At 70.4% G+C, this 14,862-nt stretch carries 10 protein-coding genes; 7 read left to right on the top strand and 3 right to left on the bottom strand.

The genetic code is table 11. The features are described from left to right. Window positions 1–2: 2 nt before the first annotated feature. Window positions 3–878 carry a LysR family transcriptional regulator gene (locus tag OHA25_RS14750; protein ID WP_327588127.1) on the bottom strand — a complete coding sequence of 292 codons (876 nt, stop codon included), beginning with the start codon at window positions 876–878 and terminating at the stop codon, window positions 3–5. A gap of 102 nt (window positions 879–980) precedes the next feature. On the opposite strand from OHA25_RS14750, the gene OHA25_RS14745 reads away from it, so the two are divergent. From OHA25_RS14745 to OHA25_RS14735, 3 genes are all read left to right on the top strand, one after another. Beyond that, window positions 981–2,579: an SLC13 family permease gene (locus tag OHA25_RS14745; RefSeq protein WP_327588126.1), complete on the top strand. Its 1,599-nt coding sequence runs from the start codon at window positions 981–983 to the stop codon at window positions 2,577–2,579. Window positions 2,580–2,699: 120 nt separating this feature from the next. After that, a complete protein-coding gene (locus tag OHA25_RS14740) occupies window positions 2,700–3,452 on the top strand; it encodes a hypothetical protein (protein WP_327588125.1) in 753 nt (250 codons plus the stop codon). 184 nt (window positions 3,453–3,636) lie between these two features. Then, a complete protein-coding gene (locus OHA25_RS14735) occupies window positions 3,637–3,762 on the top strand; it encodes a hypothetical protein (RefSeq protein ID WP_305924539.1) in 126 nt (41 codons plus the stop codon). Here OHA25_RS14735 and OHA25_RS14730 read toward each other — a convergent pair. Beyond that, window positions 3,759–5,930, bottom strand: coding sequence for a DUF6055 domain-containing protein (locus OHA25_RS14730; RefSeq protein WP_327588124.1), 2,172 nt, complete (start codon window positions 5,928–5,930; stop codon window positions 3,759–3,761). The two genes, OHA25_RS14735 and OHA25_RS14730, sit on opposite strands and share 4 nt — an antisense overlap. A 411-nt stretch (window positions 5,931–6,341) precedes the next feature. On the opposite strand from OHA25_RS14730, the gene OHA25_RS14725 reads away from it, so the two are divergent. Continuing rightward, window positions 6,342–7,355, top strand: coding sequence for a BtrH N-terminal domain-containing protein (locus OHA25_RS14725; RefSeq protein WP_327588123.1), 1,014 nt, complete (start codon window positions 6,342–6,344; stop codon window positions 7,353–7,355). 100 nt (window positions 7,356–7,455) lie between these two features. After that, entirely contained in the window at window positions 7,456–8,457 is a 1,002-nt protein-coding gene (locus tag OHA25_RS14720; protein ID WP_327588122.1) for a hypothetical protein, read from the top strand. Here the strand turns inward: OHA25_RS14720 and OHA25_RS14715 are convergent, their stop codons facing one another. After that, window positions 8,458–11,271: a SpoIIE family protein phosphatase gene (locus tag OHA25_RS14715; RefSeq protein ID WP_327588121.1), complete on the bottom strand. Its 2,814-nt coding sequence runs from the start codon at window positions 11,269–11,271 to the stop codon at window positions 8,458–8,460. It lies immediately after the preceding gene. Between the two features lie 126 nt (window positions 11,272–11,397). Between OHA25_RS14715 and OHA25_RS14710 the strand changes: the two genes are divergently transcribed. Then, window positions 11,398–13,080 carry an ABC transporter ATP-binding protein gene (locus tag OHA25_RS14710; RefSeq protein WP_327588120.1) on the top strand — a complete coding sequence of 561 codons (1,683 nt, stop codon included), beginning with the start codon at window positions 11,398–11,400 and terminating at the stop codon, window positions 13,078–13,080. Further along, complete coding sequence (locus tag OHA25_RS14705) at window positions 13,077–14,840, top strand: ABC transporter ATP-binding protein (RefSeq protein WP_327588119.1); 1,764 nt, start codon at window positions 13,077–13,079, stop codon at window positions 14,838–14,840. The genes OHA25_RS14710 and OHA25_RS14705 overlap by 4 nt, the downstream gene beginning before the upstream one ends. Window positions 14,841–14,862 lie beyond the last annotated feature (22 nt).

The raw sequence follows: 14,862 nt of genomic DNA, 5'->3' as shown, positions 1-14,862 counted from the left end.
ATTCAATACGAGAGCGCGAGGTCCAGGAACTCGGTGGCCGCCGGGGTGAGCCAGCCCTTCCTGCTGACCAGCGCCAGGTGCAGCGACGCGGGCGGATCCAGCTCGAACACCAGCGCCCCCGCCCGCTCGGCCAGCGGGCGCCACGCCTCGGCCAGCACGCCGATCCCGACACCCTTCAGCACCAGCGGCAGGACCACTTCCCTGTGCTCCGACTCGACCGCGATCGACAGGTCGACGCCGGAGGCCCGGATCTCCTCCACCAGCCTGCGTAACCCCGTGCCGTGCTCACCCACGATCAGGCGTTGCCCGGCCAGCCGGGTACGCGGCAGCGACCGCGCCGGCGCGAACGGGCCGTCCGGCGGGGCGACGAGCACGAATCGCTGCTCCTCCACGGGGTGCAGCGTCACGTCGGCGACCGTGGGCGGCTCCCAGGCCGACAGCAGGCCCAGCTCCGTCACCCCCGTACGGACCAGCTCGATCACCGCCTGGGGCACCGGCGCGCCCTTGATCACCACCTCCACGCCCGGGTGCCGGGCGCAGAACCGGCTGATCATGCTGCTGAGCGGCTCCACCGCGGGCGACGGCATCGAGGCGATCACGACCCGGCCGCGTACCACACCCTCCACGGAATCCACGCTCGCGCGGGCGGCCTCGAGGCTGCGGACGACCTGCCTGGCCGGCTCGATGAGGGCCCGGCCCGCGTCCGTGAGCACCACGCGCCGGCCGATGCGGTGGAAGAGCTGGCTGCCGAGGTCCTTCTCCAGCGTCCTGATCGCCTGCGAGAGGGAGGGCTGCGCCATGAACAGCGCCCTGGCCCCCTTGTTGAAGCCGCCGTGATCGACGACGGCCAGAAAATACTCGAGCTGCCGGACGTCCATCGAACGCTCCTATAGGAGAGGCCTATAGCACTAGTAGCTAACGCGTCTTGGACCTCTGCGCCACCTAGATCTTCAATGACGGCGGAAACGTTAGGAGCAGAGATGGACTCCGGCGGCCCCCGCACCGACGTCGACCAGGCCCTGCTGGGCCACGCCACCTACCGCAGCCTCGGCGAGCAGAAACTGTCGGCGCCTGAGGAGAGATTCGAGAAAGCCAGACGCACTACAGGCATGTGGCTCGCGCCGTTGATCACGGTGGTGTTCCTGCTGCTGCCCCTCGGCATGGACGGTAAGCAGCAGACGCTGGCGGCCGTCCTGCTCGGCGTCATCGTGTTATGGATCACCGAGCCGGTGCCCATCCCGGTCGGCGGTCTCATCGGCGTCGGCGCGATCGTGCTGCTCGGGGTGGTGTCCGCGGCGGACGCGCTGGCGCCCTTCGGCTCCCCCACCATCTTCACGTTCATCGGGGCGTTCATCCTGGCGCAGGCGATGCTCAAGCAGGGCCTCGCGCGCCGCTTCGCCTTCCGCATCCTGTCGATGGCCGGGGTGGGCCGCTCGACGTTCCGCCTGGTCGTCGCCTTCGGTGTCATCACATGCCTGCTGTCCGCGTTCGTCTCCAACACCGCCACCGTGGCGATGTTGCTGCCCACCGCGCTCGGCATGCTCGCGGTCATCGCCAAGCTGCTGCAGGACCGCGGGCTGGTGGCTGCCGACTTCAACCCGCTGCGGCTGCGGGTCGGCGCCGCGCTCGTCCTGATGCTCGCGTACGGGGCCAGCGTCGGCGGCCTGCTCACCCCGGTCGGCACCCCGCCCAACCTGATCGGCCGCGGCCTCATCGAGGAGGCCACCGGGCAGCGCATCTCCTTCGCCCAGTGGATGATCACCGCGCTGCCGATCTGCGCGCTCATGTTCGTCGCGCTCGCGGCCGTGCTGCTGCTGCTCAACCGGCCGGAGATCCGCAGGATCGAGGGCGTCGAGGAGTACGTGCACGCCGAGCGGGCCGGCCTGGGCAAGCTGTCGCGCGCCGAGAAGAACACGCTCGTGGCCTTCGGCATCACCGTGTTTCTGTGGATCTTCCCGGGTGTGATCGCGTTGTTCGCCGGCACGGAGTCGGCCCTCTACACGACGATCAGCGGCCGGCTCAACGAGGGCATCGTGGCGGTGCTCGGCGCGGCCCTGCTGTTCGTGTTGCCGACCGACTGGGGCAAACGCGAGTTCACGCTCAACTGGAGCGACGCCGCCCGCATCGACTGGGGCACGATCGTGTTGTTCGGCACCGGCATCATCTTCGGGTCCCTGCTCGAGGACACCGGCCTGGCCAAGACCATCGGCTCCTCCGCGGCCTCGGCGCTGGGGCTGGCCAGCGTGTTCGGTATCACCGCGTTCGCCGTGGTGCTCGCTGTGGTGGTCTCGGAGACCACCAGCAACACGGCCTCCGCGGCCGTCGTGGTGCCGATCATCATCCCGATCGCGATCGCCGCCGGGGTGAACCCGTTCGTGCCCGCGCTGGCGGCGACGTTCGCGGCGTCGTTCGGGTTCATGTTGCCGGTCTCGACGCCGCAGAACGCCATCGCCTACGGGTCGGGCGTGGTGCCGATCACCACGATGATCCGCTCGGGCATCAGCTTCGACATCCTCGGCGCCATCCTGATCATTGTGCTCCTGCCCCTGCTGATCGGCCTGACCGGCATCGGAGGCTGACCACTGCTGTGACCTGCGCGGCTGGCAAGAGTACAGAAATCACCAAATCTCTCTAATCCGGAATAAGGGGACAGTCGACGGATAGGAGGACAGGAAGGTCTACATCGTGCAGGAGGAATCATGAACGCCACCCAGACGCGAGCACGTGCCGACGGTAAGGCGCATCGGCTGCTCACGCTGGACCTGCCGATGCTCAGCGTCGAGGTCCGCCAACCCGAGCTCCGGATGCCGCACATCGAGGTGCCGGCGATGCCACGCATGGAGATGCCGCACGTGCCGATGCCGCACATCAGCAGGAAGGAACTCGGCCACTACGTCGATATCGCCCGGACATTCCTTCCGGCGCCTGAGAAGATCGCCTACTACGGGGCGCTCGGCGCGATGGCGGCCCTCGGGGTCGTCGAGTGGCCAGTCGCGGCCGCCATCGGGGCTGGAACGATCATCGCGCAGCGGCGGCGGGGCCAGGAGCCGTCCGCCCGGCCGCGCCCGAGCACCACAACGGCCGCCAAGCCGGCTCCGAGCACGCGGGCCACGACCTCCACGCGAGGGACGACGACCACACGGGGCAAGGCCACCACCACGGGCGGAGGCAAGACCGCCACCACCGGCGGACGGAAGACCACCACGACCAGCAAGACCGCCACCACCGGCGGACGGAAGACGGCCACGACCAGCAAGACCGCCCCGACCGGTGCGCGCAAGACGACCACGACCGGCGCAAGCAAGACGACCACGACTGGCGCAAGCAAGACGACGACCCGCGCGAGCAAGGCCGGCACCACCAGCGGGCGCAGGGGCGGCACCACCGGTGGGCGCAAGCCCGCCGCGAGCAGGACCGCGTCGGCTTCGCGTGCCGCCGCGAGCAAGAGCTGACGGGGCACGCCACACGGCCGCGCGTACATGGGACGCGCCCGCGCCGTGATCAGTTCTCCACGACCCCGGGCGCGAAATGGTCACCGTCTGTTCACCGAATAGATATGTTGATCATACCCATATGTACACCTTTCTACCGAAATATGTCTTAAGTAGAAGTTTCACACCCCCGTGAGGTAGAGAGTTGTCCGAGTTCCTGGCCTCGCTGCTCGCCAAGGCCGCCCTGATGCTCCTCGAAGCTCTGATCATGCGTTTCGTCCAGAGCCTCGCCGCCGCAATCATGAGCCCCGCCGGCCTCCGGGTCGCCTAGCCGAACGCGCGTACCTCGAGCAGCCCCACCGAGGCCTGGCCGCTCTGCAGCACGACCCGCAGGCGGGTGGTGCTGACCGCGGTGAACGTGACCGGGTTGTACGTCCCGACCGCGACCGGGTATCCGCTCGGGCTGGCCACGTCCACGTACGCGCTGCCGTTCCAGTACTGCAGCTTCCACGACGCGGGCACCCGCACCCCGCCCCCATCGTCGAAGAAGTAGACCTCCGCCGACTTGATCGTCTGCGTGGAGGACCAGGTCAGCTCGGCCCATTGGGTCCCGGTCTCGGGCCAGGTGCCCCACCGCGGGCTGGGCACGTCGCCGTCGTTGATCGCCGCGACGGTCTCCCACGGTGAGGTGTACGAGGCCGAGGGCGTCGCGTTCGCCGCCAGGTTGACCGGCGTCGGCGTGGGGTCGCCCCCGCCGGTGCCGAAGGCCAGGTCGTTGTCGCTGAAGATCGGGTGCGGCGGGTTCACGTCCGTCTCGCCGGCGCCGCCGTCGCAGCGGCGGTCGGGGTTGAACATCAGGTACGTCCCCGAGCCGCAGGCCGTGGCGGGCTCGGCGTCGCCGCCGATGACCACGCTGCCGCTGAGGTTGGCCCCGCCCTGGACCAGGGCGCTGTTCTTGACCACGGCGCTGCCGCTGACCGTGGCGCCGCTGTTCACCCAGGCCAGGTCCTCGATGCGGGCGTTGCCGCTGACGGTGCTGTTGCCGTACACGGCGGCTCGGGGGCCGACGTAGGCGGTGGCGGCCACGTTGGCCCGGTTGTCCACCCAGCCGCCGCCGTTGGAGTGCCAGTGCCCGTTGCCCGGCGCCGGCGGCTTCACGTGGCCAGGCTCGAAGCCCCACGGCGTGGCGCCCTGCAGGCGGAACTGGTACGGGTAGCGGTAGTTCTTCGGGTAGCCGTCGAGGAAGGCGTACTTGTGCACGGTCGCCGGGGCGCCGAGCACCACGAGGTAGACATCCCGCTCACCCGGCTGGGTCTGGAAGGTCACCTCGCCGTTGGAGGAGCTGTGGATGGGGCCGTAGCGCGGGACGCCGTTCCTGACTGCGACGAACCCGTACGACCAGCCCGACTGCGCGCCGGCGTTGACGTGGCCGCGGAAGCGCATCCGGATGAGGGCGCCGTCGCTGCTCGGCACGAGGCGGATCTTGTTGTAGCCGTAGTCGGAGGGCGCGAGGGCGTCGGAGATGCGGAAGTGCCCGGCTGAGGCGTTGACCGCCTCCACGTTGACGCCGTTGTAGGCGGTGACGAACGGATAGAGGCTGTTGATGAACGGCATGAAGTCGGCCCGGTTGGAGTAGTCCCAGGTGACGTTGCGCTGGGCGTACTCGCCGAGGCGCCGGTTGAGCTCGGCCTGGTCGATGCCGCCGATGCGGCGGTAGGTCTCCAGCGGGTGCTCGGTGTTCCTGGCCTCGTTCCACATGCGGTTGAACATGGCCAGGCCGTCGCGGTCCTTGATGTACTGCGCGAGCATCCAGGCGCCGTAGTGGTGGCGACTGCTGCTGTAGGCGAGGTTCTCCGTGCGGATGAACCTGGTGAGGTCGCCCGCGGCCGTCTTCGGGTAGACCTGCATCGCCATGAACTCGGCGCTCGCCTCCCAGAACGTCCCCGCGCTCGGGTGCGTGAACCCGTATCCGGAGCGGCCGAGGAAGGTGTAGTTCTGGAACACGTGCGCCAGCTCGTGGGCCAGGCCCCAGGATCCGGGCTGGGCGGCTCCGGGGGCGATGTTGATGACGCCGACCCTGCCGTCGGTCGAGCCACCGGTCGCCCACGCGTCCAGGGGCGCGTTCGACCAGGTCCTCGTGATGATGACGATGATCTTGTGCTGGGCCAGGAGGCCGGTCTCCGGCGTGAACTTCATGGTGTTCACATAGAAGCCGTAGAGGCTTTCCAGCTGGCCGAGGATGTTGTCGGGGTCGAAGCGGTATTGGGTGGGCGCGTTCCGCGGGTCCGTGCCCGACTGGTCGCCCCACAGGAGGATGAAGTTGGCCGACTCCTTCGTACGCGCCTGCACCCACGGCACCTCGCCGGTGCTCTGCCAGCGGGACGGGATGTAGACCGTCTTGGCCAGGAGCGCGCTGGTCGCCGACGCCGGTGGCGGGGCGAGGAATAACGTGCCGAGGAGCATGACAAGGGCGATCGTCGCCGCCCGCAATCGTCTCACTGCGGAACCTCCGGGACTGTGGAAGGCCAGGCGCATGGTTAGCGCTAACATCAGGGCGCCAACGCCTAGAGATATGTCACATATTGGGGCGGCTCCGAGTGTCGGGACGGCGACAGAGGATGTCAAGGCTCGGACGCGCCGCCCGTCAATGATCACCTGTGTGAGCTGTGCGGGGCCGCCGAAGGGGAGTGAAAGTTACACCTGCCGTCGGGCCTGCCCGTGCGGTAGCGTGAACGCGGCGCCGTCCTGCGCCGGACCTTCTGACCGCGTGCCCACGCCACGCGGCGCACGCGAAGGCAGAGGGGATCGATGTCCTCGGGGCGAGACCTTCGATCGTGTCGGTTCTCCTTGGACGGCGGGTCGCGCAGCCGGAGCGTGGGTCCTTCGCGCGGGACCGCCTCGGGAGCGATCATGACCGATCACAAGCACCTCAAGCACCGCGTACGCGAGCGCATGGCCAAGACCGGCGAGTCCTACACCACCGCCCACCGCCACGTCACCGCCCGCGCCGAGCGCCACCACCACGAGTCGGCGCTGCTGCTGCGCGTGCTGGGTGGCGGCTACTCCGAGGCCATGCTGCTGGGGCTCGGCGGCGGCATCGGGTTCATGTACTTCGTCTTCGAGTACGCCGGCCACGCCCCGATGCTCACGATCGTGGCCCAGGCACATCCCGAGCCGATGATCCCGCGGGCCCTGGACCGGGCCGGCATCCCGTACGAGAGCCGCCAGACCGGCTCCCCCAAGGTCGCCGAACGGCACCTGCGGGCCGCGCTCGACGCCGGCCGGCAGCCGATCTGCCGGGTGGGCCGCTACCAGCTGCCGTGGCGGCCGGACCTGCCGTTCCCCGACCCGGTCGACGTCGTGGTGACCGGCATCAGTGGCGACACCGTGCACGTGCACGACGACGAGCCCGGCGAGCTGCCGCTGGCCGACTTCATGGCGGCCTGGTCGGCGATCAAAAAGTCGAAGCACCACCTCATCGAGGTCACCGGGCCCGCGACCGGGGCGCCCGACGTGACCGGCGCGATCAAGGACACCATCGCCAAGCTGACCGGTCCGGTGCTGGGCAACAGCTTCGACGTCAACTTCGGGCTGCCGGGCATGCGCAAGCTGGCCGCGCAGCTCGCCGACACCACCGGCAAGCAGGGCTGGACCCGCCGGTTCGGGGACGATCGCGGGCCGGTGCTCGACCGGCTGCGGGACTGCCTGGAGGTCGAGTACACCACGACCGGCGCCACCCGGCCGCTCTACGCCGACTTCCTGACCGAGACCGGGCACGCCGAGGCGGCGGCCGTCTACCGGGAGGCGGGCAGGCAGTGGTCGCGCGTCGCATCGGCCCGCACGTCGTTCCCTGAGCTTGCCGAGCTCGTGACGGAGGCGGTACGCCTCGAGGAGACCGGCGTGGAGGCGTTGCGGCAGGTCTGACTACGCAGGGCCAACCTTCTCGTTATCGTCGGGCCGAGGGCTGAACCCAGGCGAACGGCGGGCGCGTACTTCGGGGCAATCACACCCCCGGAGACCTGTCATGACCATCCGTCCGTTACTTGTCATGCTCACCGTCCTGGCCCTGCCGGCCACCGCCTGCAGTCCCGGCGGGCAGGCCGCGTTCGGCCGCTCGGCCTCGACCGGCGCGGCCGCACCGGCCGCGCCCCGCGGCGTCGTCACCGTCGCGGAGGCCGAATCCATCTTCGGCCAGTGGGAGAAGGCGATCAAGAATGCCGCCCTGCAGGGTGGAACAGACTGGACGGCCGCGGAGGCCGAGCTGGCCGCAGAGATCAGCAAGGCCCAGAGCAAGGTCCGCAAGATGATCGGCGAGAGCGTGTCGTCGTCCAGGAAACCTATTGTCAAAACGCGGTTCGCCATCCCGGGGAAGGTCGCCGGCGCGCCGTGGTTCATGGCCGAGTACAGCTACAAGGGCGTCTCCGGCTGGTGGCAGGCGGTCTTCAAGAAGACGTCGGCCGGCTGGCGCGCGGTCGCCTATTCCGCCACCACGTCCAAGTCCCGGCCGCCCACCCCCGCCCGCGACAAGAACGGCCTTGCCACGGTGGTGGCGCCGGACGACGGCAACGGCCTCATCGCCTCGCCGCGGCAGATCGTCCAGGCCCACGCCCGCCTGCAGAGCACTTTCGGCGAGGACCAGCGTGCCCGGCGGATATTCACGGCCAATTCCCGTACCAGGCAGAACGCCAAAGCCAGAGTGACCGATCGCAAGGCGTTGCAGGGTCAATGGACCATGACGATCCGCCCACAGCCGGCCCCGGAGATCTACGCGCTCAGGACGTCCTCCGGCGGCGCGCTCATCTGGTACGGCATGAGGCAGCAAGAAACCTTCGTCGCACGTCCCGGCACCGATACGACGATGAGCTTCTCCACCCGCCACATCGCTGCGCTGAGCCACGGCGAGCGCTTTGCACGCAAGGCGGTCCACAAGACCGCCGCGATCTACCTTGCCGTCGTGCCGAAATCACCAGGTCTGGTCCGGGTCCCCGCTGAGTGGTTCACCAGCGTCAGCGTCACCGGCTCGTAGCTAGGCGGGCAGGAGCTGTTCGGCCCAGATGCATTTGCCGTCGGCGGTGAAGCGGGTCCCCCAGCGCTGGGAGACGGCGGCGACGAGTTGCAGCCCGCGACCACCTTCGTCGGTGTCCGCGGCGCGGCGGATCCTGGGTGTGGTCTGGCTGCCGTCGGAGACCTCGCACACGAGGGTGCGGCCACGCAGCAGGCGAAGCCGGATCGGGCCCCTGGCGTGGCGGATGACGTTGGCGACCAGTTCGCTGGCCACCAGTTCGGTGGTCGGCACCAGGTCGTCCAGGCGCCAGCCGGCGAGCTGCTCCCGCACGTGCTCGCGGGCCTCGCCGGCCGCGATCGGGTTCTCGGGCAAGGACCAGGAGCCGACGTCCTCGGGTGCCAGCCGGAGGGTGCGGGCGATGAGCAGGGCGGCGCCGTCGCTGGGCTGTTGCCGTACGGGGCGCATGCCGTGGGTGACGGCGTCGGCTAGACGATCCAGGTCGCTGCGGGATCGGGGTAGAGCACCGGTCAGGAGCCGGGTGAGCTCGGCCATGCCGTCGTCCATGTCCCGGTGCGCGGACTCGATCAGATCGTCGGTGTAGAGCACGAGGAGCGCGCCTGCGGGCAGGCGCAGCTCGGCCGGGTTGAAGGGCGGCTCCGCGGCGCCGAGCCGCAGGTCAGGTGAGGTGTCCAGGACCTGGACCGTGCCGTCGGGGTGGACGACGGCGGGCGGCGGATGCCCGGCGCTGACCAGGGTGCACTCACCGTTGGTGGGGTCGTACACGGCGTACAGGCACGTGACGTGGACGTGTTCGCCGAGCTCCTTGACCAGGTCGTTGAGGTGGACCAGGAGATCGTCGGGCGGCAGCTCGAGGTCCGCGAGGGTACGCGCGGCCGTGCGCAGGCGGCCTATGGTGGCGGCTTGGGGCACGCCGTGCCCTCTGACGTCGCCCATGACGAGGGCCACCCGCTCCGAGGACAGGGGGATGACGTCGTACCAGGCTCCGCCGAGCTCCGGGGCGCCGTCCGCCGCCAGGTAGCGGACCGCCGCGGTGACGCCCGGTAGCGACGGCAGCTCGCGGGGGACGAGCAGACGCTGCAGTTCCTCGGCGCGCGCATGCTCCATGTCGTACATGCGGGCCCGTGCCAGGGCCTGGCCGACCAGCCCGCTCAGCGCGGTGACCAGCGGGCGTTCCTCCCCGGTGAACCGCCGGGGGCGTTCGAAGGAGATCACGCTGCAGCCGCCGGGGTGCCCGGGAACCAAGAGCGGGAGCAGCGCCCAGGCGTTCATGCCCGAGTCGGCCTCGAGGAGGTCGGTCTCCATGCACTGGTCACGACTTTCGATGAAGGCCGGCACACCGGTCTGGATCACGTCGGTGAGGACGGAACGGTCAGTGACCGTGTGCTGCTCGATCCGGCGGAGAAAATCGGGAGAATGGCCGACGGTTCCGACAATGCGCAGACGATCGTCATCGACCGTGACGATCAGCAGTCCGGCGGCGGCGAAGGTCGGCAGGACCCGCTCGGTGATGATCCGCACCACGTCCTGGGCGCTCACTGCCTCGCTGAGCGCACGGGTCATCTCCTGAGTCCAGGCGGCCCGCTCGGCGGTGGCACGCTCGGCGGCCGCACGTTCCGCGTCGCGCAGGCGTTTCTCGGTGACGTCGGCGAAGTAGAACGTCAGGCCGTCCGGCACCGGGACCAGCCGTACGTGGTACCACCGCTGGTCGCTCGGCCACTGCATGTCGAAGCTGGCGGGCGTGCGGTCGTCGGCGGCTTGGAGGCACCGGGCCCGGAGGTCGGGCAGGTCGCCCGCGGTCAGGTCCCACAACAGGCGGCCGTGGAGGTCGGTGGATCCGAGGAGGCGTTCGCCGTCGAGGTTGGCGAAAACGATCCGCCAGTCGCCGTCCACCGCGAGGAAGGCGTCGCTCATGTACTGCAGCGCGCGGCCGGCCGACTCCCTGGCGATGCGGCTCTCGGTGGTGTCCCAGACCGTGCCGATCATGCGTACCGGCTCGCCCTGCTCGTCCAGGACCAGGCGGCCACGCGCGTGCATCCAGCCGGTGGTGCCGTCGGCGCGGCAGACGCGGTATTCGATCTCGTACAGGCTCCTGGTGCGGACGGCCTTGTCTTTCGCGGCCATCACCCTGGGCAGGTCCTGGGGGTGCACGACGTTCACCCAGGTGTCGATGTCGTACTGGTCGATGCCGGGGTCGACGCCCAATATCGTCTGCGCGGGTTCGTCCCAGTGGACCTCGCCGGTGCGGATGTTCCACTCCCAGGATCCGGCCTTGGCCGCCTCCAAAGCCCGCTGGAGGTGGGAGTCGGACTGCCACAGGCGGGCCGGGCCGTTGCCCGGTTTCGGGGTGCCGCATCGCTCGGCCAGCCAGGAGGCCAGTGCTTGGAGGAACGCCCGCCGCTCGCTCGGCGGTGCGGCCGGCCCATCGGTCAGCACGGACAGGACGCCTACCCAGGCGCCGGAGGCGCCGTCCAGCGGGACCGCCGTCAGCATCACGGAGTGGTCTGTGCCGGCGTCGAGGGTGACGGGCATGAACGTCAGCACGCCGTCGTCCAGCGCGCGGGAGATCGCGTGGCGGATGTCCCCGCGGGCCGACAGGTCCGTCGGAGGCAGTCCGGAGGCGACCACCAGGCGCAGCTCGTGACTGCCGGTGGGGCCGCGCCAATGCACCATGCCGCTCAGCGCGTGCAGGTCGGCGACCGCCTGGTCCAGCGCGTACTGCAGGACTTCAATGTCGCTGAGCCCGGCGCACGCGGCGGCGAGGATCCGCAGGCGTTCCTCTTCCGACGCGGCAGCGAAGGCGTCGTCTATCGCCATCCCTTCGCCCCCCGTGCGTCGCGACATCTGCCCCTATCTCATGGTAGCGAACGGGTGTCAATTCCCCAGTTGGGGGACGCCTCCCTGTCCGCGAGAGGCCGAGGAGCCATCACTAGACTGCGGATCATGGAAGCGGGCAAACCGGACTTTCGTAGCGCAGGACGGTATCTCTGGTGGCTGGTCCGGACCCAGCGTGGCCGCTGCGTCGCCGGGGCGGTGTTGGGGAGCACGTGGATGGTGGGACTGACGTTGCCGCCGTATCTCCTGTCACGCGCCATCGACGATGGGCTGACGCCCGGGCGCTGGCCCACGCTGGCGGGATGGGCGGCCGCGCTGTTAGGCGTCGGGGTGGTGAACGCCTGGCTGGGCATCATGCGGCATCGCACGATGACCAGGGTGCGCATGCACGCCGCCTTCGCCACCGTCGAGGCCGTGGTGTCACAGGCGACCCGGCTCGGCGCGGCGCTGTCGCGCAAGGTCTCGGCCGGAGAGGTCGTCACGATCGGGTTCACCGACGTCACGGTGATCGCCCAGACGCTGACCATCACCGGCCCGGGCGTCGGCGCCGTGCTGGCGTACATCGTCGTGGCCGTGCTCCTGCTGACCGTCTCGCCGCTGCTCGCCGTGGTGGTGCTGGCCGGCATACCGCTGCTCGTGGGGCTGGCCGGGCCGCTGATGGGGCGGCTTCGCACGGCCGAGACGACGTACCGGACGCGGCAGGGCGCGCTCGCCGCTCGCTTCGTGGACATCGCCGGAGGGCTGCGCGTGCTCAGCGGCCTCGGCGGCAAGGAGGTGTACGCCGAGCGCTACCGGCGCGGCTCCCAGGACCTCCAGGCGGAGGGCTATCGGGTCGGGGCGGTGACGAGCTGGATCCAGGCGCTCGGCGTCGGCCTGCCCACCCTGTTCATCGGGGCCGTGACCTGGCTGGCGGCGCGGATGGCGGTCCAGGGCGACCTCACGGCCGGCGAGCTGGTGGCGGTTTACGGGTACACCGCCGTGCTGGTGGTGCCGGTCTCGTTCTTCATCGAGGGCGGGTACGACCTCAGCCGCGGACTCGTCGCCGCCCGCCGCGTCGTCCGGTTCCTCGCCCTGACACCGGTCCCCCGCGGGGACGCCGGTGCACCCCCGGGAGCGGCGGTGCTGCGTGATCAGGAATCCGGGGTCGAGATCACGCCCGGGAGGCTGACCGCGCTCGTCAGCGCCCGGCCGGCGGAATCGGCGGCGGTGATCGACCGCCTCGGCCGGTTCGCCGAGCCGGCCGCGCTATGGGACGGGACCCGCCTCGACGAGATCGACCTGACGCGGGTACGCGAGCGGATCCTGGTCGCCGACAACGAGGCCGAGCTGTTCGCCGGCCCGCTGCGCGACGTCGTCTCCGGAAGGGGCGATCCGGACGACGAGGCCATCGAGCGGGCCCTGCACGCGGCCGTGGCCCAGGACATCGTGCGCGGGCTGCCGGACGGGCTCGACTCGGCCATCGATCCGCAGGGCCGCAACCTGTCGGGCGGCCAGCGGCAGCGCGTACGCCTGGCGCGGGCGCTGCTGGCCGATCCGGAAACGCTGCTGGCCGTCGAGCCCACGTCGGCGGTGGACGCGCACACGGAGGCGGCGATCGCGGGCCGGCTGCGAGCCGCGCGCTCGGGGCGTACCACGGTCGTCACCAGCACGTCGCCGCTCGTGCTCGACCAGGCGGACACGGTCTACTACCTGGAGGACGGGGTCGTCGCGGCGACCGGCAGCCATCAGGACCTCCTGGCCGAGCAGCTCGGCTACCGGCTCCTGGTGTCGCGCGGGATGGCGGCCTCATGAGGGCCCTGCCGGTGGCCGAGCCGTCCCAGGTGCGCCGCGCCATGCTGCGGCTGATCCGGCGGGACGGCCGGGCCTTCGCCGCCATGATCACCCTCAACGCGCTGGCCGCCGGGGCCGGGCTCGTCGGGCCGTGGCTGCTGGGCCGCATCATCGATGTGGTCAAGGCCGGTGGCGGGGTCGGTGCGGTGGATCGGCTGGCGTTCGGGATCCTGGTCTTCGCGCTGATTCAGCTCCTGCTCGCGCGGTATGCCAGCTATGTCGGGCATCGGTTCGGGGAGCGGACGCTGGCGCGCGTTCGGGAGGAGGTCGCCGACCGGGCGCTCGCCGTACCGGCCTCGGTGATCGAGCGGGCCGGCACGGGCGACCTGACCACCCGCGGCACCACCGACGTGGCGATGGTCGGCACCACTGTGCGCGATGCCGGGCCCGACGTGCTGATCGCCGGGGTGCAGGCGCTGTTCATCATGGGGGCGGTCTTCGTGCTCGACCCGCTGCTCGGCGGGGTCGGGGTGGTGGGGCTGCTGGGGATCTGGTTCGCGGTCCGGTGGTATCTGCGGCGGGCGCTGCCCGCGTACCTGGCTGAAGGGGAGGCCAACTCGGCGCTCGCGGAGCAGCTGGCGGCCACCGCCGCGGGGGCTCGCACGATGGAGGCGCTGGGGCTACAGGAGCGGCGGATCGCGGTCTGCCAGGACGCGATCGCCACGTGCCGGCGCACCCGCCTGCGGACGTTGTTCCTGCGGAGTGTGCTCTTTCCGATCGTGGACGTCTCCTACAGCATCCCCGTGGTGGGCGTGCTGCTGGTCGGGGCGGTGCTGCACGAGCACGGGCTGATGAGCCTGGGCGCGGTGGTCGCCGCGGCGCTGTACCTGCGGCAACTCTCCCAACCGCTGGACACCATCCTGCTGCGCATCGACCAGCTACAGAGCAGCGGCGCCTCCTTCGCCCGGGTCGAAGGGCTCGCATCGGTGCCGTCAGCGGACTCGCCGGGAGATCGCCGGGAGCCTGACGGCGATCTGATCGAGGTGTCCGGGGTGCGATACGCCTACGAGGGCGGTGGCGGTGATGTGCTGCACGGGGTCGACCTGGTGGTGCGGCCCGGGGAACGGCTCGCGATCGTCGGGGCTTCGGGCGCCGGGAAGACGACGCTGGGCCGGCTGCTGGCAGGCATCGACAGGCCGCGGACCGGATCGGTGACGGTGGGCCGCGTACCGATCAGTGACGTGGACCCCTCGGAGCTGCGGCGGCGCATCGTCCTCGTCAGCCAGGAGCATCATGTGTTCCTCGGCACGCTGCGCGACAACCTGCTGATCGCGGCCCCCTCGGCCGACGACGACGCCCTGCGGGCGGCCCTCGCCGCCGTGGGGGCCTTGGAGTGGGTCGACGAGTTGCCGGACGGACTCGACACGGAGGTGGGGGCCGTGACTTACCGGGTGGACGGGGCGCAGGCTCAGCAGCTTGCCCTGGCTCGGGTGGTGCTGGCCGATCCGCACACCTTGGTGCTGGACGAGGCGACGGCGCTGCTGGACCCGCGGACGGCGCGGCACACGGAGCGGGCGATGGCCGCCGTTCTGGAGGGGCGGACGGTGATCGCCATCGCGCATCGCCTGCAGACGGCTCGTGATGCGGATCGGGTTGCCGTCATGGAGGAGGGGCGGGTGGTGGAACTCGGCGGGCATGAGGAGCTGGTGGCCGCCGGGGGGACGTACGCGGCGCTGTGGCGGTCCTGGCATGGGGACCGGGCAGGCTCCTCCTCTTGCTAGGCTGCCGATCGTTCGGCGTTGG

Origin of the sequence: Nonomuraea sp. NBC_00507, from assembly GCF_036013525.1 — a bacterium.
Taxonomy (GTDB): Bacteria; Actinomycetota; Actinomycetes; order Streptosporangiales; family Streptosporangiaceae; genus Nonomuraea.
The sequence above is the reverse complement of the archived record's forward strand: the minus strand, read 5'-3'. Positions and strand labels throughout refer to the sequence as shown.

Coding starts and splice junctions, on each gene's coding strand:
- OHA25_RS14750 (WP_327588127.1), bottom strand. CDS start 878: ATGGACGTCCGGCAGCTCGAGTATTTTCTGGCCGTCGTCGATCACGGC.
- OHA25_RS14745 (WP_327588126.1), top strand. CDS start 981: ATGGACTCCGGCGGCCCCCGCACCGACGTCGACCAGGCCCTGCTGGGC.
- OHA25_RS14740 (WP_327588125.1), top strand. CDS start 2,700: ATGAACGCCACCCAGACGCGAGCACGTGCCGACGGTAAGGCGCATCGG.
- OHA25_RS14725 (WP_327588123.1), top strand. CDS start 6,342: ATGACCGATCACAAGCACCTCAAGCACCGCGTACGCGAGCGCATGGCC.
- OHA25_RS14720 (WP_327588122.1), top strand. CDS start 7,456: ATGACCATCCGTCCGTTACTTGTCATGCTCACCGTCCTGGCCCTGCCG.
- OHA25_RS14715 (WP_327588121.1), bottom strand. CDS start 11,271: ATGGCGATAGACGACGCCTTCGCTGCCGCGTCGGAAGAGGAACGCCTG.
- OHA25_RS14710 (WP_327588120.1), top strand. CDS start 11,398: ATGGAAGCGGGCAAACCGGACTTTCGTAGCGCAGGACGGTATCTCTGG.
- OHA25_RS14705 (WP_327588119.1), top strand. CDS start 13,077: ATGAGGGCCCTGCCGGTGGCCGAGCCGTCCCAGGTGCGCCGCGCCATG.